The sequence below is a fragment of the Amphibacillus marinus genome (genome assembly GCF_900110345.1).
Taxonomy (GTDB): Bacteria; Bacillota; Bacilli; order Bacillales; family Amphibacillaceae; genus Amphibacillus_D; species Amphibacillus_D marinus.
The window spans coordinates 465,616-488,061 of sequence record NZ_FODJ01000001.1 but is presented as its reverse complement, the minus strand read 5'-3'; the positions used below and the strand labels follow the sequence as shown (position 1 = coordinate 488,061).

Annotated in this window: 20 protein-coding genes; 17 read left to right on the top strand and 3 right to left on the bottom strand. The window is 40.0% G+C overall.

Annotation, left to right across the window (positions count from 1 at the left end):
• The first annotated feature begins 3 nt into the window (after positions 1–3).
• Positions 4–705 carry an orotidine-5'-phosphate decarboxylase gene (gene pyrF / locus BM000_RS02395; protein ID WP_091494428.1) on the top strand — a complete coding sequence of 234 codons (702 nt, stop codon included), beginning with the start codon at positions 4–6 and terminating at the stop codon, positions 703–705.
• A complete protein-coding gene (gene pyrE, locus BM000_RS02390) occupies positions 698–1,312 on the top strand; it encodes an orotate phosphoribosyltransferase (RefSeq protein ID WP_091494426.1) in 615 nt (204 codons plus the stop codon). The genes pyrF and pyrE overlap by 8 nt, the downstream gene beginning before the upstream one ends.
• Before the next feature lie 279 nt (positions 1,313–1,591).
• On the opposite strand, the gene BM000_RS02385 is transcribed toward pyrE, so the two are convergent.
• Positions 1,592–2,092 carry a GNAT family N-acetyltransferase gene (locus BM000_RS02385; RefSeq protein ID WP_091494424.1) on the bottom strand — a complete coding sequence of 167 codons (501 nt, stop codon included), beginning with the start codon at positions 2,090–2,092 and terminating at the stop codon, positions 1,592–1,594.
• A gap of 667 nt (positions 2,093–2,759) precedes the next feature.
• Positions 2,760–4,490 carry an Rqc2 family fibronectin-binding protein gene (locus tag BM000_RS02375; RefSeq protein ID WP_091494420.1) on the bottom strand — a complete coding sequence of 577 codons (1,731 nt, stop codon included), beginning with the start codon at positions 4,488–4,490 and terminating at the stop codon, positions 2,760–2,762.
• Positions 4,491–4,580: 90 nt separating this feature from the next.
• Between BM000_RS02375 and BM000_RS02370 the strand changes: the two genes are divergently transcribed.
• The 15 genes from BM000_RS02370 to spoVM all read left to right on the top strand — a co-directional run bounded on the left by BM000_RS02370 (position 4,581) and on the right by spoVM (position 21,810).
• Positions 4,581–7,226, top strand: coding sequence for a cation-translocating P-type ATPase (locus BM000_RS02370; RefSeq protein ID WP_091494418.1), 2,646 nt, complete (start codon positions 4,581–4,583; stop codon positions 7,224–7,226).
• A 1,119-nt stretch (positions 7,227–8,345) separates the two neighbouring features.
• Positions 8,346–9,227 (top strand): YicC/YloC family endoribonuclease, encoded by an 882-nt coding sequence (locus BM000_RS02365; RefSeq protein WP_091494416.1) that lies wholly within the window; start codon positions 8,346–8,348, stop codon positions 9,225–9,227.
• Positions 9,228–9,308: 81 nt separating this feature from the next.
• Positions 9,309–9,569, top strand: coding sequence for an extracellular matrix/biofilm regulator RemA (remA, locus tag BM000_RS02360; RefSeq protein WP_091494414.1), 261 nt, complete (start codon positions 9,309–9,311; stop codon positions 9,567–9,569).
• A gap of 92 nt (positions 9,570–9,661) precedes the next feature.
• The gene (gmk, locus tag BM000_RS02355) at positions 9,662–10,282 is read left to right on the top strand and encodes a guanylate kinase (RefSeq protein ID WP_091494412.1); all 621 of its coding nucleotides are present in this window, start codon (positions 9,662–9,664) and stop codon (positions 10,280–10,282) included.
• A complete protein-coding gene (gene rpoZ, locus BM000_RS02350; RefSeq protein ID WP_091494411.1) occupies positions 10,279–10,494 on the top strand; it encodes a DNA-directed RNA polymerase subunit omega in 216 nt (71 codons plus the stop codon). Before gmk ends, rpoZ begins: the two co-directional genes overlap by 4 nt.
• A 209-nt stretch (positions 10,495–10,703) precedes the next feature.
• Positions 10,704–11,903 carry a bifunctional phosphopantothenoylcysteine decarboxylase/phosphopantothenate--cysteine ligase CoaBC gene (gene coaBC, locus BM000_RS02345; RefSeq protein WP_091494409.1) on the top strand — a complete coding sequence of 400 codons (1,200 nt, stop codon included), beginning with the start codon at positions 10,704–10,706 and terminating at the stop codon, positions 11,901–11,903.
• Between the two features lies 1 nt (position 11,904).
• Positions 11,905–14,316, top strand: a complete 2,412-nt coding sequence (priA, locus tag BM000_RS02340) for a primosomal protein N' (RefSeq protein ID WP_091494407.1) — start codon at positions 11,905–11,907, stop codon at positions 14,314–14,316.
• Positions 14,317–14,332: 16 nt separating this feature from the next.
• Positions 14,333–15,280 carry a methionyl-tRNA formyltransferase gene (gene fmt / locus BM000_RS02335; RefSeq protein ID WP_091494405.1) on the top strand — a complete coding sequence of 316 codons (948 nt, stop codon included), beginning with the start codon at positions 14,333–14,335 and terminating at the stop codon, positions 15,278–15,280.
• Positions 15,273–16,625: a 16S rRNA (cytosine(967)-C(5))-methyltransferase RsmB gene (rsmB, locus tag BM000_RS02330; protein WP_091494402.1), complete on the top strand. Its 1,353-nt coding sequence runs from the start codon at positions 15,273–15,275 to the stop codon at positions 16,623–16,625. The genes fmt and rsmB overlap by 8 nt, the downstream gene beginning before the upstream one ends.
• 39 nt (positions 16,626–16,664) lie before the next feature.
• Positions 16,665–17,423 carry a Stp1/IreP family PP2C-type Ser/Thr phosphatase gene (locus BM000_RS02325; protein ID WP_091494400.1) on the top strand — a complete coding sequence of 253 codons (759 nt, stop codon included), beginning with the start codon at positions 16,665–16,667 and terminating at the stop codon, positions 17,421–17,423.
• A complete protein-coding gene (pknB, locus tag BM000_RS02320) occupies positions 17,417–19,471 on the top strand; it encodes a Stk1 family PASTA domain-containing Ser/Thr kinase (RefSeq protein ID WP_091494398.1) in 2,055 nt (684 codons plus the stop codon). The genes BM000_RS02325 and pknB overlap by 7 nt, the downstream gene beginning before the upstream one ends.
• Positions 19,472–19,474: 3 nt before the next feature.
• Positions 19,475–20,356 carry a ribosome small subunit-dependent GTPase A gene (gene rsgA, locus BM000_RS02315; protein ID WP_091494396.1) on the top strand — a complete coding sequence of 294 codons (882 nt, stop codon included), beginning with the start codon at positions 19,475–19,477 and terminating at the stop codon, positions 20,354–20,356.
• A gap of 2 nt (positions 20,357–20,358) precedes the next feature.
• Positions 20,359–21,012 carry a ribulose-phosphate 3-epimerase gene (gene rpe, locus BM000_RS02310; RefSeq protein WP_091494394.1) on the top strand — a complete coding sequence of 218 codons (654 nt, stop codon included), beginning with the start codon at positions 20,359–20,361 and terminating at the stop codon, positions 21,010–21,012.
• Between the two features lie 3 nt (positions 21,013–21,015).
• Complete coding sequence (locus tag BM000_RS02305; RefSeq protein ID WP_091494392.1) at positions 21,016–21,669, top strand: thiamine diphosphokinase; 654 nt, start codon at positions 21,016–21,018, stop codon at positions 21,667–21,669.
• A 48-nt stretch (positions 21,670–21,717) separates the two neighbouring features.
• Complete coding sequence (gene spoVM, locus BM000_RS17165; protein ID WP_091494390.1) at positions 21,718–21,810, top strand: stage V sporulation protein SpoVM; 93 nt, start codon at positions 21,718–21,720, stop codon at positions 21,808–21,810.
• A gap of 258 nt (positions 21,811–22,068) precedes the next feature.
• Here the strand turns inward: spoVM and rpmB are convergent, their stop codons facing one another.
• On the bottom strand, positions 22,069–22,257 hold the full coding sequence (gene rpmB / locus BM000_RS02295; protein WP_091494388.1) for a 50S ribosomal protein L28: 189 nt from the start codon (positions 22,255–22,257) through the stop codon (positions 22,069–22,071).
• Between the last annotated feature and the right edge of the window lie 189 nt (positions 22,258–22,446).

Here is a 22,446-nt window from a genome sequence, read left to right as displayed (position 1 = left end):
CAGATGACGAATGGTATGTACCTAGCACTAGACTTTCATTCATGGGAGGAAGCAGATCGTTTCCTAACGGTCAATCAATTAACTGATATTCCTGTTAAGGTTGGCATGGAACTCTTCTATCGTGAAGGAGTAAACGTGGTTAAGCGCCTTCGTGATCGAGGCCAGCATGTCTTTCTTGATCTGAAGTTACATGACATTCCGACAACCGTCTATAAAGCAATGAAACAGATTGCGAGGTTAGATGTGGATTATGTCAATGTCCACGCATTTGGTGGTCGAGAGATGATTAAAGCCGCTAAGCAAGGACTTGTGGAACAACAGTCGCGAGAAACGAAATTACTTGCTGTGACGATCTTAACAACGATGGACGAATCAAGCTTATCTGATCAGCTAACGATCACGACAGGTTTACAAGACACAGTCGTCCAGTTATCTAAACTTGCTCAATCAGGTGGCGCAGATGGTGTTGTTTGCTCTGCCCATGAAGTTGGTCAACTAAAGGCCGCTTGTGGGGACGATTTTCTAACCATGACACCAGGTATTCGCCTGGACACATCGGCACATGATGACCAAAAAAGAGTCGCAACACCAGCACACGCTCGGTCACTTGGTGCTGACGCAATTGTAATTGGCAGAAGTATCACAAAAGCAGCGCAACCAAGAAATGCGTATCAAGATGCACTTAAGGAGTGGAACCATGACTAATTTAGCAAAGCAAATTGTTCGTTCACTATATGAAATTAAAGCCGTTCAGATTAAAACGGACCGTTCGTTCGTCTGGACATCAGGTATTCATTCACCGATTTACTGTGATAATCGTTTAACTATGTCCTATCCACATGTTCGTCAGTTAATCACAAACGGCTTTCAAGACGTTCTAGCCGATGCGAACATCGATGTCATTGCAGGATGTGCGACAGCAGGTATCCCACATGCAGCTTGGTTAGCAAATGCACGCGATCTACCGATGGCCTATGTTCGCGCCAAAGCAAAAGCGCACGGAAAAGGGAATCAAATAGAAGGAGTTATCAAACCTGGTGACAAAGTTGTCGTGATTGAGGATTTAATCTCAACAGGTGGATCTGTCTTAGAAACTGTTCAAGCGATTGAAGCAGCCGGCGCTAAAGTTGTCAACGTTCTTGCAATCTTTAGCTATGGACTGAAAAAAGCGAAGGCAGCTTTTGAAAGCAAGCATGTCCCTTATCAAACATTAGCTAATTTCGATCAATTGGTTGCCCACTTGATTGGTGAGCAAAAGATCACCGAGTCAGAAGGAACAGAATTGATTGAATGGCGCGATCAATTGGGGTAGGGTGAGAAATGATTGCAATAGGTATAAGTTGAACACAGAATCTAGTGTGTTCAATAGATGAAAGATAGAGTATCTGAATTTTTGCTTCCTAGCTATTTAGTGGTTATTAGACTATTAAATGCTAGGGAGCTTTTTTATTAATATCGTTTTGAACCTTGTGATACCATTACTTCATATCTTTAAAACGCTTTGTTTCAGTACTTCCTTGGCCTCTTGTTTATGATTCTCCCTTTTACAAGTTTGCGAGACTGATTTTATAGAAATCCTCTTGAGTTAAAATTATTTCCAATCTAATTTTTTTATTGCAAACCTTGAATTTTCTTGAGTAATTGTTGTAGTATCGAAGCCGAATGAAGTGCACAGTCGCTCAGCCTTACTGTTATTTTTAGCGTAGAAGAGCGCGACATATTCAGCTTCCCTATTTGAGCAATTTTCAATATTTAACAGAATTTTTTTGAAAGAAAGATTACCATACCCTAGCCCTTGATATCTCTTGTCGATCATGAAATGCCAAATGAAATAGCACTTCTTCCCATAGAATATTTCGCTTCTAAATGATTCGTGATCCAGCGTATCATAAATATACATCACAAAACCAACCACAATTTTATCAGCGTAAATGGCAAAGGTAGTCGTTGGTATGCCATCTTGGTTAAAAACATATGCGTCTGCTAGGCATCTTAGGTTAGTAGTTGCTATGAATTTTATTTGATTTTCCGCAACTTTTAGTGCTATAAGTTCGTCTATATTATCGTCGGTTACTTTTTCTAAAAAAATCATTTGTTTCTCCTTTGGATATTTTTTCTATAATTATACTAAATTAGTTATGTAAATTCATCTGTGTAGGTAAGAAATCATTATTTTTACAAATATATACCTTCATAATGAGTAAATATACATCCACTCCACCAAAAGAATTTTAAACAAGATGTACTTGTAAGAGTTGGATCAAGATTAAAATGGTATGTAATTCAATTGATTAATTCAGTGGTTGCATTAGCCGTTCATTACCTTTTACTTATTAGTGTTTATTTCGCACTTAGCTTAGTTGACTTTAATCAGCGTTCAGATTATGCTCAACTTTTCAGAGTAGTGTTGACCCACTGTGTATCTTTTATAATGGGTTCATTGATCATATTTTTAGTTGTCTTAACCTTTCAATTGATAACAGGTCAATTTAGTCGTGTATACATTTTCGCCATTTTTGTGATTATAATTTATGATATTGCTTGTTTTCATTTTATAAATATTGGCTTAGAACCGATTGTAAATATCATAAGTCTAGAAAAAAATCATTTTATTCAAAGGAGTCTGCTTCAGCTAGGCATTTTAATTGTACTTAATTATTTCTTTTTACGAAAGAAAGAGTCCCAATAGGCACGGTTAAATAACATGAATGCAATCTTTGAATTAAATGCGTTTAAATAAAAGAAATGACATCCTATCATCAGGACGTCATTTCTTTTGATTTTTTCACAAGCTCTTTAATATAACGCTGGTCAGGTTTAACGAATAATGTTTTCTGACTGTCATAGGTCACATAGCCAGGCTTGGCACCATTTGGTTTCTTGACATGTCTGATTTCTGTATAGTCAACAGGTACAGAAGAAGACTGGCTTGCTTTACTAAACAGCGCAGCCAATTGAGCGGCTTCAGCTAATGTGTCTTCACTTGGTTGACTCGAGCGAATCACGACATGGGAGCCGGGAATATCTTTGGTGTGCAGCCAAATATCGCGACGATCCGCTAAACGCATCGTCAAATATTCATTTTGTTTATTGTTTTTTCCAACTAAAATTAACGTGCCATCTGTGGCCCAGTATTGAGCGGGTTCAGGTTTAGTTGGTTTTTTTGGTTTCTTTTTATCTTTTGTTTTGGTCTTTAAGTAACCTTCTTCACGTAACTCTTCGCGAATTTCCTCAATATCCTCATCGCGCGCGACTTCAACCTGTTGGATCAATTGATCGAGGTAGGCAATCTCCTGATTAGCCTTCTCAATTTCAATCGTCAGCTTTTGCTTGGATGTTTTTAGTTTTTGATACGTCTTGAAATAGCTCTGTGCGTTCTCACTTGGTGACTTTTGTGGATCAAGGTCAATCGTGAGTTCAGCTTGATCGGGATCGTAATAATCGACAACAGTAACAGATTTGTCGCCTTGTTTGACAAGATGTAGGTGCGCGGTCAGTAGCTCACCTTTCTTCTGATAACGATCCGCTTTCGCTGCTTTTTGCAATGTTTGTTCTTGTTTCTTTATTTTTCGAACATTTTTATCGCGCTCATTAGTCAGGAGACGAATAAGATCACCGGCTTGTTGTTTGACCCGATCACGCTCGGCTTTATCTGAATAGAAATGATCAAGCATCTCACTTATCGATGTAAAACGTTCCACTGGTTCACCCACAGTAGTTAGCGGCAAGATATAGAATTGCTCTTTCTTTCCAGCGTATATGGTAGGCTCGAGCCTCATTTCTCGCACATCTTCAAGTACCTTGTCAAAAGAATCGAGAACCGCTCGCATATGATGAGAAGCTGACCGTTCACATATCTCATTGGCGACTAATGGCGAGATTCCCATAAATGTCGTAACCAGATCTTGTGTCTCTATCAACTCCTGCTCTGAAAAGAGGGGAGCCATTGCCGATGTATCTTGATAACGGAACGGATTATGTTTGGTTTGGTTTTGCGGATAGGTATACATTTGTCCAGGAAGAATCGTCCGTAGACGGTTCTGGTTTGGTGACAAGTGCTTGAGACTATCTAGGATATGTCCTTTATCGTAATCAACCAGAATGACGTTACTGTGCTTACCCATAATCTCAATGATGAGTTTCTTGCTTGTTTCATCACCAATCTCATTCTTACCGCGTACTGTGAGCTCAATAATACGCTCGTTTTCGTATTGTTTAACCGACTCAATAAAACTACCCACTAAGTGCTTGCGTAGCAGCATACAAAACATTGGGGGTGTAGTCGGGTTTTTATAACTATCAGTTGTTAGATGCACACGTGCGTAACTTGGGTGTGCTGAGAGTAGTAGACTGTGATTCTTACCAAACGCCCTTATGGTTAAAACCAATTCAGTTTGGGTCGGTTGATAAAGTTTTAAAATACGTCCACTATATAATTGTTCCTGCAATTGAGTTGCAATCGCGCGTGTTACTAGACCATCAAAAGTCATTCTAAATCACCTCATCTCTTAATATTATAGCATGATTTCACTTGGACATGCATATCAATCAAATGAGTGAATCTAATGGGGGAATGGCAGATGAATTGGTATGAACTTACGACACAAGAGACATTAAAGCAAACGAATAGCAATGCACAAACTGGCCTCTCTGAAACTATCGCGCAGCAAAGGTTGAAGAAATACGGTGAAAATCAGCTCACAGAGCAAAAACAATCAGGATGGCTCATTGTCTTTTTCAAACAATTCCAAGATTTTATGGTGATGGTTCTTCTTGTGGCAACATGCATCGCCGCTTATCTTGGTGAGGTTATTGATGCGGTGGTCATTCTCATTATTGTGCTAATTAATAGCTTGCTTGGTTTTTTTCAGGAACGTAAAGCGGAGAAATCACTGGCTAAGCTAAGAGAAATGGCTACACCGATTGCACATGTCCTCAGAGATGGTAAATGGACAAACATCCCCTCACAAGAAGTTGTCGTTGGCGATATTGTGAAGGTGAAAAGTGGTGATCGGATCGTCGCTGACCTCCGCATCTTGTCAGGTGTTCAACTTACCGTTGAAGAGTCGGCTTTGACAGGGGAATCGTTACCAGTTGAGAAAAAAAGTGACGCGATCAAAGCGGATCAACTGAGTCTTGGTGATCAACATAATATGGCGTTTATGGGCTCGCTTGTATCGACGGGACATGGCGTTGGTGTTGTGGTGGCAACGGGAATGCAGACAATGGTCGGGCAGATAGCGGACTTAATTGTGAAAGCACCAACGCAAAAAACACCACTAGAAAAACGCCTGCAACATCTTGGGAAGGTGTTAATTGTCATTTCGATTGCGCTCACCGCACTTGTTGTACTAGCTGGTGTATGGCGCGGCCATCCGCCTTATCAAATGTTCCTTGCAGGTATTTCATTAGCGGTTGCTGTTATCCCAGAAGGATTGCCTGCAATTGTAACAGTCGTTTTATCGCTTGGCGTACAGCGAATGATTAAGCGCAAGGCAATTGTACGCAAGCTAAGTGCGGTGGAAACCCTCGGTAGTACGACGGTTATTTGCTCAGATAAGACTGGCACGTTGACGGAGAATAAGATGACGGTTGTTGAGCTCTATGTTGATCAACAGTCAATCGATGTGAGTGGCGGGTATAGTGTGTCAGGACAGTTTACGAATAAAAATAAAGCAGCCTTACCTAATGGATTGGCTAAATTATTGTCGTATGGCACGTTGTGTAGCAATGCACGTTGGCAAGAAGGTACAGATGGACATGTCATTGATGGCGACCCTACCGAAGCCGCTATCTTGATGGCGGCAACAAAGTTTGATCAAAATCTGGTAGAGCGAAATGGGTTACGGCGCATTTATGAAGTGCCGTTTGATTCAAATCGTAAGCGGATGACCGTTGTGATGCAGGACGAGCATCAACAGCATATTGCAATTGTAAAGGGTGCTCCAGATATTTTACTCGACCGCATTCGTAGCATTGAATTGAGTGGACGGGCACAACCTTTTGATCAGGTGCAACGCAAGCGGATAGAAGACCAGATTCAGAAGATGGCGAATCAAGCCTATCGAACGATTGCTGTTTGTATCAAACCTGTCAGAGCCAGTGTTACAGCCAATCATGAGGAACTTGAAAGTGGATTAACCTTTCTTGGCTTAATCGGTATTATGGACCCGCCACGGGCTGAGGCTAAACAAGCAATTGAACAATGTAAGAAAGCAGGTATCAAAACGGTCATGATTACAGGCGATCATGCCAGCACGGCGCGAGCAATTGCCCAACAGCTTGACCTGATGCCGCGATCAGGAAAAGTACTAACTGGACACGACCTAACCGTTTTATCTGACGAAGAGTTGATTAATCAAGTCGAAGAAACCTACGTATTCGCGCGCGTTACGCCTAAAGACAAGCTCCGTATTGTTCAAGCACTGCAACAAAATGGTCATGTGGTGGCGATGACAGGGGATGGCATTAATGATGCACCGGCATTAAAGGTGAGTGATATTGGTATCAGCATGGGGGTGACAGGGACGGATGTGGCTAAGGAAGCATCTGAATTGATTTTGCTCGATGATAATTTCAGTACCATTGTAGGCGCAGTAGAAGAAGGACGGAATATCTATGAAAATATTCGCAAATTTATTCGCTATCTGTTAAGTGCAAATACAGGGGAAATACTTGTCATGCTGTTTGCGATGGTCTTTGCGCTACCTTTACCCTTGTTACCTGTACAAATACTCTGGGTTAACCTCGTCACTGACGGTCTACCAGCGTTAGCGCTTGGTTTAGATAAATCTGAAAAAGACTTGATGGAGCAACCCCCTAGACCGGTAAAAGAAGGGGTATTTGCTAGAGGACTAGGGTTTAAGATTATTTCTAGGGGCTTACTAATTGGAATGGTCACGTTTGTTGCCTTTCTGTTCGCCTATCAAAATGGCCAGCAATCACTTGAGTATGCTCGTACCATTGCATTCGGTACGCTCGTTATGGCGCAATTAATTCATGTCTTTGATTGTCGTAACCCACGATCAATATTTGATCGTCATCCATTTGGTAATAAATATCTTATTATGGCCGTCTTGTCATCTGTTCTGTTATTATGTGCCGTTGTTTATTGGTCGCCACTGCAACCGTTATTCTATACCGTATCATTATCGCTTAAAGATTGGCTTGGCATTATCCTTCTCAGCTCAATTCCAACCTTGGTGTTTAGTTTTACAAAGCGGTAATTAAAGGTAGATTATTTGATTTTTTCATAAAAATTTGCAGTCATTAATCTGTAGATAACCTTGTTGTGATAGTACGATAATGCGATCCTAGCATTTGGAATAATTATGATTAATGGTGCGCCAAAAAGATGTTACATTTATGTGACATCTTTTTCTGTGTGTGAAAAGATGTTAAAAAATGTATTAATTTGCTGCAATAGATGGTACTGTAAACTTAAATGCCGCTGGCAGAATCATTAATTGACAAAACTAGTGCTGGATCTTTGGATACCCGAAAAATTATTAAAGAGAGGAATTGGCTAAAAGCCAATAGAGGTGAAGCTAATGAATATCGACGCATTAAGTAAATTTTCGCCAATCCTGTTCTATACTTTGCTTGCCATAAACATAATCATGTTTGGTTGTATTATAGTTATGATTATCCAATGAAAGCGACTAAACTACGAAAAAAGAGAAGTGAGGAGTAAGTTTGTTTTATGCTTAGGTATCGCGGTCTTTAGCATTCTTTTTAGTATTTGTATTGATCAATTACCGAGCTTATTTTTACTTAACTCAACTTTCGCAGCGTAAAATTACAGTCTACCCATTGCTCTGAGTGTCTAAATAGCCAATTACATACTTATATAGACGTTTAAGTGCATGTAAGTTTTGTGACAGAAGAACGACTCCGCGTTGGGAAGTGAGGGAGCTTCGCTTTCTGCAGGCACGAGGCGATGCCCTGGCTAGAGCTACACCGTTTTTGCGACTTAAGGAGCTAAAACGTATGTTGCTTCTGTGCCCGTGGTAAAAGCGAATCCATTGACGCCTTGAGCGTAAACTGAGTTGGGATCAGTTATTTAGAGACAATAGTCAAGCTCTATACTTAATTCTAGCTATTATGCAATGACATTGGCGTTGTTCACCTTTTTTAACTGCGAAAGTTGAGTACTTAAAATATCAGTTGATGTAGCTACGTTTGAAAAACGCTTCAATTTGACAAGAATTGCTTAGTTAATTAAACTGGAAAGTTGTTAAAGCTAAAGATTCCACTTAAAAATAGCTAAAATTGATGACAAGCAGGTTACTTGTCAAAATGGGTGTTATGCTAGACTGAATTATAAATTAAAGAGGTGACTAATTGTGTTGAACAGTATGACTGGCTATGGTAGTGTTACTGTCAGTGTGGAGTATGGAGAAGCTGTTATTGAAATTAAGACAGTCAACCATCGTTTTTTGGATATCGTTGTTAATGCTGATCGTTCCTTACAAATGATTGAAAGTCAGATTAAACCAATTATTAAAAAATTCTTTAATCGCGGAAGAGTGGAGCTATTCATTCACATTGATCAACAGCTAATAAAAACGCAGGCATTAAAACCGAATTGGGCAATGCTTGACCAGTACAACCAATTTATTAATGACCTATCCAGTCATTATGCTGACAATGCAAATCAATTAATTAGCAAGCTTCCTGATTTTGATCATACTTTCTCTATTAAAGAAGCTGACCAGATAAATGAGCCGATTATCGCGTCGATTTTAGCGGCTGTAGAAACGGCTTGTGTTCAAGTTAATGAGATGCGTAAGATTGAAGGCAGTAAACTAACTTTAGAACTTAAAGACAGGTTTAATCAAATAGACAATTTGATCAACCAGATGACTCAATTACGCGGTCAAGTAAAAGAACAGCATTTTTTACGGATGAAAGAACGGATGGAGTTGCTTTTAAGTACCCAGGGGCTGGACTATACTGATCGCTTTTATCATGAACTAGCGATCTTAGCTGAAAAGGGGGACATAACCGAAGAGTTGGTACGGATTGACAGCCACCTTAGTCAGTCGAGAGGCTTATTAGCACAAGCTGGCGTAGTAGGTAGAAAGCTTGATTTTATTGTTCAAGAATTAATGAGGGAAGCCAATACAATTGGATCGAAGGCAAATGATAGTCGCATAAGTGAATATGTAATTGAATTAAAATCAGCACTTGAAAAGATAAAAGAACAAGTACAAAATATAGAATAGGCTTTTCAACGCTGTTACATTTGTATATAATTAAAAGGATAATATAAAAAATGGTTTAAGTTTTTTAAAGGGGGAGCAAGCTTGGGGTTAAGATTAATTAATATAGGGTTTGGCAATGTTGTCTCAGCTAATAGGATTATAACAATTGTATCACCTGAGTCAGCACCGATTAAGCGTATTATAACTGTTGCAAGAGACAATAATAAATTAATAGACGCAACATATGGTAGAAGAACCCGTGCTGTTATTATTACGGATAGTGACCATGTCGTCTTATCAGCGGTTCAACCTGAAACAGTTGGCCAGCGCGTCATTAGTCATGAAGAGGACATAGATGAATAATTAAATTCGTGTTCTGGAACACAATAATACATAGCTTAATTATTAAAAAGATTGATTACTTGGTTACTTTGATAAATTGGAGGGTTAAATCCTTGATTAAACAAAAAGGAATTTTATTTGTATTATCTGGTCCATCAGGGGTCGGAAAAGGAACGGTTAGAAAAGCTTTGTTTGAAAAAGACACAGCTTTGCAATATTCAATTTCCATGACAACGCGACCGATACGGCCTGGTGAGCAGGAAGGCGTTGATTATTTTTACCGTTCAAAGGACACCTTTGAAGCGATGATTGGTGACAATCAGCTTTTAGAGCATGCAGAGTATGTTGGCAATTATTATGGCACGCCACGCGATTATGTTGAGAAAACCCTTGATGAAGGAAAAGATGTTTTTCTTGAAATTGAAGTGCAGGGAGCTTTGCAGGTTAAGGCTAATTTTCCCGAAGGTGTCTTTATTTTCTTATCACCACCTAGCCTAGAAGAGCTGAAGAATCGCATAATTAATCGTGGTACTGAGACAGAGGCTTTAGTAATGAACCGCTTAAAGGCAGCTAAGGATGAGATTGAATTAATGGATGCCTATGATTATGTGGTTGTCAATGATAAAGTCGATCATGCCGTTGAGAAGGTACAAGCTATCGTTAAGAGTGAGCATTGCAAGCGTGAGCGAGTAGCGAGCGCATACAAAAAATTATTGGAGGTGAGTCAATCATGATGTTAGAACCATCAATTGACCAATTACAAGAAAAGATTAATTCAAAATATACGTTGGTGACTTTATCTGCACGGAGAGCGCGCCAGATCCAAGATACGAAGATTATTCAAATAGAGGGTCCAACCTCTGCTAAAAATGTCGGTGTGGCTTTAGAAGAGATCCATGCCGGAAAGCTAACCTTTATTTCTACTGATTATAAAGAACGACGTTAGTGTCGTCGCCGTTAACGCCCCCTCGTTTGCCAATCGGCAGGCGGGGGGTCAATCATTTCTACGTTTTTTTAAAAAAATGATTGCTTACTTAGTGCGGTTTGAGGGACAAGCACTTAGAAAGCGATTATACTAAAAGTAATTTAAGAAAATTAGTCAAAGAGCATGGCTGTTAACTAGCTAAATACCTAGTATCCAAAGGATGTGATCAAATGCTTACAAATAAAAAAATTGTACTAGCTGTGACAGGTGGAATTGCTGCTTATAAAGCAATTGCCTTAACAAGTAAGCTGACGCAGCAAGGGGCAGATGTACGTGTTATTTTAACAGGTGGGGCACTACAATTTGTCACACCACTTTCATTTCAAGCCATTTCGCGTCACGACGTTTACACCGATACATTTGATGAAAAAAACCCAAGAGAAATTCAGCATATTCAATTGGCCGATTGGGCAGACCTATTTGTAGTTGCTCCAGCTACCGCCAATATAATTGGGAAATATGCAAATGGTATTGCTGATGATTTGTTGTCAACGACACTATTAGCTACAGAAGCACCTGTGTTCATTGCGCCAGCTATGAATGTGCACATGTATCATCATGAAGCTGTTCAGACTAATATGAACGCTTTAAAGGAAAGGGGCAGTCATTTTATCGAGCCTAATGAAGGCTATTTAGCTTGTGGTTATGTCGGTAAGGGACGGTTAGCAGAGCCAGAAGAAATTGTTGCGGTCCTAAACGATTCATTCAGTCTTACTAAACAGCTTAGTGACAAAAAAGTTCTTATTTCAGCGGGACCAACACGTGAACAAATTGATCCTGTTCGTTTTTTTACCAACCACTCGTCTGGTAAAATGGGTTTCTCGTTGGCTGAAGCAGCTGCTGAACTAGGAGCAGAAGTTACGTTAGTAGCTGGCCCCGTACAGCTAGCAACACCTCGAGGCGTAAAACGCATTGATGTCATTACCGCAGAGCAGATGTATCAGGCTATGCTGTCCAACTATGATAATCAAGATCTGGTTATTATGTCTGCTGCTGTGGCTGACTATCGCCCAGTTAAAACCTTTGAGCAGAAGTTAAAAAAACAAGCTGGTACGCTCCAAATTGAGTTTGAGCGAACGACAGATATTTTACTGGAGCTGGGTCAGCAAAAGAAGCAACAATATTTAGTGGGATTTGCAGCTGAGACGACCGATGTAGAATATTATGGCAAAGAGAAATTAACAAAAAAACAGCTTGATGCAATTGTCATAAATGATGTTTCGCAGGAAGGTGTCGGCTTTCAAGGTGATACTAATGAGGTCTTAGTGATGACCAAAGCAGGCAAAGAAAAGAAATTAGCGCTTGCATCAAAGAAAGTAATTGCGGAACAGCTTATCCGACAGTTTATTGATGACATAGGGGTTGAATAATGTGAAGGTTGCGAAGGTCGTTGTAGATGTGCCAGCTGCACAAACGAATAAAATATATGATTATACAATACCGATGCACCTACACGATGCGATTGAAATAGGTATGCGTGTGATTGTACCTTTTGGAAATAGAAAAATAATGGGCTATGTTCTGGAATTGACCGATACTTCGGCGGTTGAGCGAATAAAGGATATTGATTCAGCCATGGATATGACACCAATTCTAACAGTCGAGCTGTTAGAACTAGGGAAGTGGTTAGCAGAGCATACGATGAGCTTTTATATTTCTGCTTTCCAAGCCATGCTACCTCAAGCTTTAAAAGCTAACTATGTTAAATACCTTCACCGTTTAAGCGAAGACCAGTTAGATGAGCGTTTAGAAGCACTCTTTGCCGGCAGGGATTACCTTGATTATAAAGAAGCGGTTGAGCGAGATGTGCCACTGCACCGGTTAAAGTTAGCTATTCAAGCGGGTGATGTGGAAATTAGCTACCAGGTTAATAGTAAGGAAACAATAAAGAAAATAGCCATGATCAAGTTAGCTGCAGATGAAGAAGTGATTGATGCTTATCTAGTCGATCTGGGCAAGCGGGCGAAAAAAAAACGTGAGATTATTAATTACTTTCAAGCAAATAATGCGCCCATTCCATTAAAAGATTTACTAAACCAGTTGCATACAACCAGACAAACGGTAAAGGCATTAGAGAATGATGGACTATTAGTAACTTTTAAGGAAGAGGTTTATCGTAATCCTTACCAGCATCGTAAGATAATAGAAGCAACAGCGCCATTACCGTTAAGGCCGCAGCAATCTGAAGCACTAGGTGCCATTGTTAATCAACTGCATCAGAAGCAGGCTGGTGTGTTCTTACTGCACGGTGTAACAGGTAGTGGTAAAACAGAGGTGTATTTACAAGCGATTGGTCACGCCTTGGAACTAAATAAAGAAGCGATTGTCTTAGTACCAGAGATTGCGTTAACACCACAAATGGTGGAGCGCTTCAAAGGTCGATTTGGTTCTGAAGTTGCCGTCTTACATAGTGCTCTTTCAAAAGGAGAACGGTTTGATGAATGGCGCAAAATTCAAAGGAAAGAAGTGCGGGTAGTCGTAGGGGCAAGATCAGCTATTTTTGCTCCATTCGATAATATTGGTATTATTATCATTGATGAGGAGCACGAATCAAGCTACAAACAAGAGGATCACCCGCGTTATCATGTTAAAGATGTTGCCATTAAACGCGCTGAAAACCATCAATGTCCCATAATATTAGGCAGTGCCACCCCAACAATGGAAAGCTACGCTAGAGCAAAAAAAGGTCTTTATCATTTATTGGAAATGCCTGATCGAATGAGCAAGAATGCCATGCCGACCGTTCATCTTGCAGACATGAGGGAAGAGCTGCATGCTGGTAATCGAACAATGTTTTCACGCCAATTACAAGAAGCGATTAGCGATCGACTTGAGCAAAACCAACAGATCGTTTTATTCCTAAATCGTCGGGGCTACTCAACCTTTGTGAGCTGTCGTGATTGTGGTCATGTCGTCCAGTGTCCAAATTGTGATATCTCCCTGACCTATCATCGTAAGCACGAGACGCTAAAATGTCATTATTGTAATTATCAAGAACGAATGCCACAGCAATGTCCAAAATGCACTAGTGATACGATTCGTTATTTCGGCACTGGTACGCAGAAGGTTGAAGAGGCGCTTTATCAAACATTTCCTGAAGCTCGGGTTATTCGAATGGACGTCGATACAACAAGAAAAAAGGGTGCGCATGAACGTTTGTTAGCCCAGTTTGGTAACAAGCAAGCTGATATCTTGCTCGGCACGCAAATGATTGCCAAAGGATTAGATTTTCCAGATGTCACATTAGTTGGTGTGTTAGCCGCTGATAGCTTGTTAAACCTACCTGATTTTCGAGCTGCAGAGAAAACATTTCAATTACTGACACAGGTTAGTGGCCGTGCTGGTCGTCATCTTTTAGCAGGAGAGGTTGTTGTTCAGACCTATACACCAGATCATTATAGTATCCAATATGCCGCTGAATACAACTATCACGGTTTTTTTGAACAGGAAATGGCATTAAGGCGTGCTTTTCAATACCCGCCCTATTTTTATATGACACTTATTACTGTTTTACATCCTAATCCACTAAAAGCAGAAGAAGTAACCCGAATGATCTGTAAATTACTGCAAAAGCATCTCTCGCAAGATGCTCGTATATTAGGACCATCACCATCACCAATTGAACGGATAAAAAACAGGTATCGATATCAGTGTATCATTAAATATAAGCATGAGCCGAAGCAACATACGGTATTAACTAAAGTATTAAATTATTACGAAGATATGATGCGTAAGGATGATTTGCTAATCCAGATTGATTTACAACCGTATCAATTAATGTAGAAAGTAGGTAAAAACAATGAAAAAGATTGTCTTTATGGGCACGCCAGATTTTGCCGTACCGGTTTTACAACAACTCGTTACGGACGGTTATGAAGTAGTATTGGTTGTTACCCAGCCAGATCGACCAAAGGGAAGGAAACGTGTTTTAACGCCACCACCTGTAAAGGATGCGGCCGTTAAACAAGGTATCCCAGTCTATCAGCCTGAAAACATTAAACAATCATACCAAGATATTCTTGCTTATCAGCCAGATTTGATTGTTACTGCAGCATTTGGACAAATACTACCAAAGCCATTATTAGATGCACCACCTTTTGGTTGTATTAATGTCCATGCATCCTTACTGCCGGAGCTCCGTGGTGGAGCACCCATTCATTATGCGATTATGCAAGGGAAGCAGGAGACAGGTATTACAATCATGTATATGGTGGAAGCACTCGATGCCGGGGCGATTATCTCACAAGCAGCAATTAGAATAGAAGCGGATGATCATGTTGGTACCATGCACGAGAAGCTCGCGGAATTAGGAGCTAGCCTTTTGCATGATACACTTCCGGGCATTTTCTCAAGAAGGATCGAACCTCTTGACCAAGTGGATGACCAAGCAACATATGCACCGAACATTTCCCGCGAGCAAGAGAAAATTAATTGGCACCTATCAAATATTGAAATTTACAATCAGATAAGGGGGATGCACCCGTGGCCAGTAGCTAGTACGACCATCGCAGGTCGCAACCTAAAGCTGTGGTGGGCAGAACCCATAAATCAAGATTGTGATGGACAGCCAGGGCAGATTGTTAAACATGAAGCTGACGGCATTGTTATTGCCTGTGGCAAGCGATCTGCCATTAAGCTCACTGACATACAGCTGGCTGGCAAGAAGCGAATGCTAATGCAAGAATATATAAATGGAGAGAGTAAACTATTTCAGGTAGGAAACGTGTTAGGAGAAGCGGATGAGTAAATATCAACTACGAACAGCTTGCTTAGACGTATTAATGCGTATTGGGGAGAATGGCGCATTTAGTCATTTAATGATTGATCAGACGCTTAAGAAAATGAATTGGACAGTTAAAGATGAGGCGCTCTTTACTGAAATTATTTATGGTACTATTCAAAGGAAGTTGACCCTAAATTACTATTTAAACCAGTTTGTTAAGCGCAATAAGAAAATGGATAATTGGGTAAAATGGCTTTTATATATGTCCTTTTATCAGATGGTATACTTAGATAAAGTCCCTGATCATGCAATTGTCCATGAAGCTGTTGAAATTGCTAAAAAACGGGGACACCAAGGTATTGTTAAACTTGTTAATGGGGTATTACGTTCAGCGCAGCGTAATGGTTTCCCTAATTTTCAAACTATTGATGATCCAATTGAAGCGCTTGCTATTGAGACGAGTCATCCAACATGGCTCGTTGAGCGGTGGATTGATTGCTATGGTCTTGATAAAGCACGGAGGATATGTATGGCTAATCTAACGAGCAAGCCAATATCAGTGCGCATTAATCCATTAAAGCTTACAAGAGCGTTAGCGTTGGAAACTTTAACTAATGATGGCTATCAAGTTGTTGAATCACAATTTTCGCCCCAAGGAATTGTGGTGGAAAAGGGGCAAATTCTTCATCATCAATTATTTAAAGCGGGTAGTTTAACGATCCAAGATCAAAGTTCAATGCTTGTTGCAGAAATGATGGATTTAGCAGAGGGGCAGTCGGTTCTAGACGCTTGCAGTGCGCCAGGTGGGAAAGCGACCCATATTGGAGAAAAGCTTAAGAATACTGGACATGTCTATGCTTATGACCTTCATGAGAAAAAGGCAAAGCTAGTCAAGGAGAAGGCTGAATTACTTGGCTTGATTAATATTCGAACAAAGGGCATTGATGGTCGACAGCTTATTAACCACCATGAACAGGGAGCGTTCGATCGAATTTTAATTGATGCCCCATGTTCGGGTCTAGGCGTAATTCGTGGTAAACCAGATATAAAATATACCAAATCTGATCAAGATGTCCGTCATCTAGCTGAAATCCAATTCGAATTGTTAGAAAAGATTTCCCCTTTGCTCAAGAAAAATGGTAAACTTTTATATAGTACCTGTACGATTGATCCAACAGAAAATGAAGTTGTTATCGCTGAGTTTCTCGCTAGTCATCAAACATTTGAAGTAGATCCAGACTTTTTTAATGAGCTTCCCAAGTTCCTTTCAAAAACAACGGGTATAACTGAGTTTGGACTACAGATTTTCCCTGATGATTTTAATTCAGATGGCTTCTTCCTGACAAGATTAAAACGAAAAGGGCATTAACAATTAAAGATCCGATTTTTAGATATGAGGTGAGCAAAGATGAAGCGGTTTTTCGTAACTGATCAAGGTAAGGTTCGTGAACATAATGAAGATGCTGGAGGAATATTTGTTAATCAAGCGGGTCAAATCCTTAGTGTTGTCGCTGATGGTATGGGCGGACACCAAGCCGGTGAAGTAGCTAGTAAAATGGTTAAGGAATATTTTCTACAGGAATGGAAGAAAGTTAGTCAGATTAACGATTCGGTCGAAGCAGAAGCCTGGTTAAGCGAGCATATTAAGGTCATTAACGGTCAAGTATTTCAGCATGCAGAGGAGAACATCGAATGTAAAGGAATGGGGACGACTGTCATTGCGGTCATCTTCTTAGATGAGCACCTTTCAATTGCCCATATTGGCGATAGTCGGTGCTATCGATTTCAAGATGGTCAGCTAGAGCAAGTGACGGACGATCATTCATTTGTAAATGAACTTGTTCGCTCTGGTCAATTATCTAAAGAAGATGCAGAACTTCATCCTCGCAAGAACGTTTTAATGAGAGCGTTGGGGACAAATGCCTTTGTTGATGCAGACATTTTCTCAACCTCTTGGCATTCTGGTACAAGATTATTAATTTGTTCAGATGGATTAACCGATAAATTATCAGATCAAGATTTGATTGATCAGCTAGCCCTAACTGTGCCGCTCAAGACCATTGCTGAAACAATGGTTTCACTGGCTAATCAGCGTGGTGGAGAAGATAATATCACGCTTGCCTTATTAGAGCATGAGGAAATGAAGGCTGGTGATCCAGATTGTTAGAAGGTAAATTATTAAGTGATCGTTATCAGGTCAAGCGTTTGATTGGTGGAGGTGGCATGGCCAATGTTTACCTTGGCTACGACACGATTTTGGAACGCGAAGTCGCTATTAAAGCCTTAAAGCTTGAATATGCGAATGATGATGAGTTTATTTCACGTTTTCATCGAGAGGCTCAATCAGCAACGAGTTTGTCTCATCCGAATATTGTTAGTATGTATGATGTGGACGATGAAGACGGTATTTACTTCATGGTGATGGAATATGTTGAGGGAATGACCTTAAAAAAATTCATTCAACATTATGGCCCGATCTCTGTAGAAGAAAGCATTTTTATCATGGAGCAAATTTGTTCTGCGATTGAGCATGCCCATGATAATCATATTGTCCACCGCGACATAAAGCCGCAAAATATTTTAGTTAGTCCACAAAAACAAGTAAAAGTAACGGATTTTGGGATAGCACTTGCGCTGAGTGCAACGTCGTTAACGCAAACAAATTCTGTATTAGGCTCCGTTCATTATTTGTCACCTGAACAGGCACGTGGGGGGGTTGCTAATAAGAAATCGGATATTTATTCTTTAGGTATTGTTTTTTTCGAGCTATTGACTGGTCGAATTCCATTTTCTGGGCAAAGTGCTGTTTCAATTGCGCTTAAACACTTACAAGCAAATACACCTTCAATCAAGCAATGGATGCCAGAAATTCCGCAAAGTATTGAAAATATTGTTTTTAAAGCAACGGCAAAGGACCCTTTTCATCGCTACCAAAACATTAAGCAACTGGAGGCTGACTTAAGCACTGCATTAACTCCTGAGCGAATAAATGAACCAGCATATGTCCAGCCTGAAGAGCCAGGTGATGCAACGCGGGCAATCCCAATTGTAACAGATCAACAATTAGAAGCAGGTGGCAGTGCTGATGATACGATTATTCATTCAAAGCAATCCACCGAGCCAACTAAAATAGTTGAATCAAGTGATCAGAAGGTCAACAAACAAAAAAAACCAAAGAAGAAAATGTCCAAGAAGAAAAAGGTCTTTATCTGGGTGGCAACAATTGTCTTAGTCTTTCTAGTTGCGAGTTTATTGGCTTTGTTTGTTTTACCTAATTTACTTCAGCCTGATGATGTTGAAGTTCCGGACTTAACAAATGAGCATATAGTTGATGCAGAAGAATTATTGACTGACTTAGGTTTATTGTTTGAACGTGAGGCTGTTTTTTCAGATGAGATAGACGCTGAGCATGTGGTGCGAACCGATCCCGAAGCTGAGGCCACCGTAAAAGAGGGCAGTACGATTACATTATTCGTTAGCCAAGGGGCAGAGACAGAAGAATTTGATGATTATGTCGGCCAAGCTTATAGTCAGGTCGAGCGGCTATTGCTGCAAAGAGGTTACGATGATGTTGAGCGAGAAGATGTTTATTCTGATGAACCAGCGGGAACGATCCTTGCTCATATTAGTCCAGAGGCGGGAAGTGACGTGATTCCAGGTGACACAACTGTCATATTTGAAGTGAGCATCGGAACGCGGACGATTAGTTTAGATGATTTAGTTGGTTTAGACGAAGCTCGAGCTAGACAGTATTTAACGAGCAATGGACTTGTTGCAAATGTGACTGAGGAGCATTCAGCTTCAGTTAGTGAGGGTGATGTGATTAGGCAAAGCCCAAGTCCAGGGACTGATGTGGAAGAAGGTGCAGTCGTCAATCTTGTTCTTTCCTTAGGCGAGGAAGAGTTACCACCAATTACACACGCTATTACCTTTAATGTGCCGTATACAGGGACACCAAGTCAAGACACAGGGGACGAAGACGATGAAGATAACAACGAGCCACCTTCACCGCAAAGACAAGAAGTTAGAATTTATATCGATGACATGAATCATAGCCTAGGTGATCTCTATGAGACGGATACAATAGTAGAGGATCGAGAATTTACAATCCGTTTAGTTATTGCACCGAATTCAACAGCTACCTATAAGGTAGAGCGAGATGATCAAGTAATCCTTCAAAGGACGGTTGCCTATGAAGATGTGGAAGGAGATTAATTTATGCTTCAAGGCCAAATTATGAAGGCGCTTAGTGGTTTCTATTATGTCTTGAGTGAGGATACTCTTTATCAATGTAGAGCAAGAGGGTTGTTTCGAAAAAATAAACAAACACCCCTCGTTGGTGATCAAGTCATATTTGAAGCGGATAATACGACTGACGGCTATATCATTGAACTATTACCACGGGAGAATGATTTAATTCGTCCACCGATTGCCAACGTTGACCAAGCTTTAATAGCTGTCTCAGCGAAAGAACCTGACTTTAGTACAGTTCTATTAGATCGATTCTTAGTATTAGTCGAAGCTAATCGGATTAAGCCAGTTATCTTAGTTACCAAAATGGATTTAGTAGCTGATTCAGCTTTAGCAGATGTCCAACTGAGTACAGATTGGTATCGAAAAATGGGCTATGATGTTCATTTTCTCTCAAAAGAGTGGTCAGCAAATCTCGAGCAGATTCAAACAGTATTACAAGGAAAGACCTCAGTAATTGCTGGGCAATCAGGTGTTGGTAAGTCATCATTTTTGAATTACCTTAACCCCGATCTCGCAATTAAGACAGCGGAAATTTCCAATAGCCTTGGAAGGGGAAAGCATACAACAAGGCATGTAGAGCTAGTTGAGGTCGCTGGGGGATTGGTGGCTGATACACCAGGCTTTAGCTCACTAGAGTTTGATCAACTAGAATTGACCAGCTTACCAGAATGCTTTCCTGATTTTCTGGAATATAGTGATAATTGTAAATTTAGAAGCTGTACGCATATTAAAGAACCTAAATGTGCGGTTAAGCAAGCACTTGATAAAAATGAAATAGCCTCCTTTCGCTATGCACATTATTTGCAATTTTATCAAGAAATCCAATTAAGAAAGCCGAGGTATTAACGATGAAGAAAATAGCGCCGTCAATTTTGTCAGCGGACTTTGCCCGTTTAGGTGACGAAATTAAAGATGTAGCTTTAGCAGGTGCAGATTATATTCACATTGATGTCATGGATGGTCACTTTGTACCAAATATTACAATTGGCCCCTTAATTGTTGAAGCTGTTCGTCCAGTAACCACTTTACCACTTGATGTTCATCTAATGATTGAAAATCCAGATCAGTATATAGCGACGTTTGTTAAAGCAGGGGCGGACATCATCTCCGTGCATGTCGAAGCATGTCCGCACTTGCATCGAACCATACATGCTATTAAAGCGGCTGGTGTAAAAGCAGGTTTAGTTATTAATCCCGCCACCTCAATTGAACATGTCAGACCAATTATAAAAGACCTTGATTTACTCTTATTTATGACGGTAAACCCAGGATTCGGTGGGCAACAATTTATTCCTACTGTTTTAGAGCAAATAAAAATTGTCAACCGTTGGCGGAGCGAGCTTAATCTAGAGTTTGAAATTGAAGTAGATGGTGGAATTAATGCAGAAACTGCTAAACTTTGTGCTGATGCTGGAGTTGACGTCTTTGTTGCTGGTAGTGCTATCTTTAATCAACCTGATCGCAGGCAAGCTATCTTATCAATTCGTCAGGCTGTTCAATAAGGGATGAAGCAAATTGCAATTGTTGCTGGTGGGCCTGCCCTGAACATACCAGAGTTAAAACAAAGACAACATTCCTTTCATTATTGGATTGGCTGTGATCGTGGTGCATATGAAATTATTGATCAAAACCTTCCATTAAACATGGCTATCGGTGATTTCGACTCGGTAACTAAACAGGAAAGAATAGCGATTGAGAACTATGCTGACAAAGTCATTAGCTACAATGTTGAAAAAGATGCTAGTGATCTGGAGCTAGCTGTTGAGCACAGTTTAACACTTGGTGAGGTTATGTTGACTTTTTTTGGTGTTACTGGTGGTAGACTAGATCATGAGTTAATGGTCATTTTCTTACTTGAAAAGCTTTTAAAAGTTGGAATTCCAGCTTCAATAATTGATCAACAAAATATTATTCAATTATATAAACCGGGTAAGTATCAAGTGGAAAAAGATAGTCGATACCCAATTATTTCATTTCTACCAGTTACTGATAGTGTAACCTCCTTGTCGCTAACGGGCTTTTATTATCCCTTGCAGTCGGCGCATGTGACGCGTGGTGACAGCTTAACACTTTCTAATCATTTGGATCATGAATATGGTCATTTTTCCTTTGATACAGGCATATTAATGATGATAAGGAGTAGTGAACAGGTTAAATGATTAATAGTGTTGAGCATTTAACTGCCAAAACTGGTGAGGAGGGTTCACATGCGTTTTTACACAATCAAGCTCCCAAGATTTATTGGCGGAATCGTACGTTTTTTTGCAGGATCATTTCAACGAAAAACCAAAAAGAAATAATTTAAACGAAAGGACGTCTATTAGTGGATAGGCGTTTTTTCGTTAAATTATTAAAGCTATATCAAATAAATTAAAGGCTTATCAATAGTCACTTTAGCGGCACTAGTGCTGCTAAGCTATTAACTTAAACCTAGATAATTGTGATTTAGGTGTAGCTGTTAATGAAAGCTAACTAGGATAACTATTATTTAAGTGCAAAGAAAAAAGAGGATAATTATTGATTACTCAACAATTATCCTCTTTAACGCTTTCTTAGCATTATACACGTTCAACTTTACCAGATTTCAACGCACGAGCAGATACGTAAACTCTTTTTGGCTTACCGTCTACCATAATGCGTACTTTTTGAACATTTGCTTTCCATGTACGTTTATTAGCGTTCATCGCGTGTGAACGATTATTACCAGCTTTTGTTTGGCGTCCAGTTATCACACATTTACGACTCATCTTGATCCCTCCCACTTACTACTATCACTTTTCATACTTATTTAATTTATCACAATTAATAACCAATTGCAACGTGTTGATGCAATGATCTTGGTCTTTATAGTAAAAAAAACAGCTTAAGTTGAACAGAACATTAGCTTGTTTATGCAAGCCTTCAATGGGTAATATAAGAACTAACAAGTCTTAGAT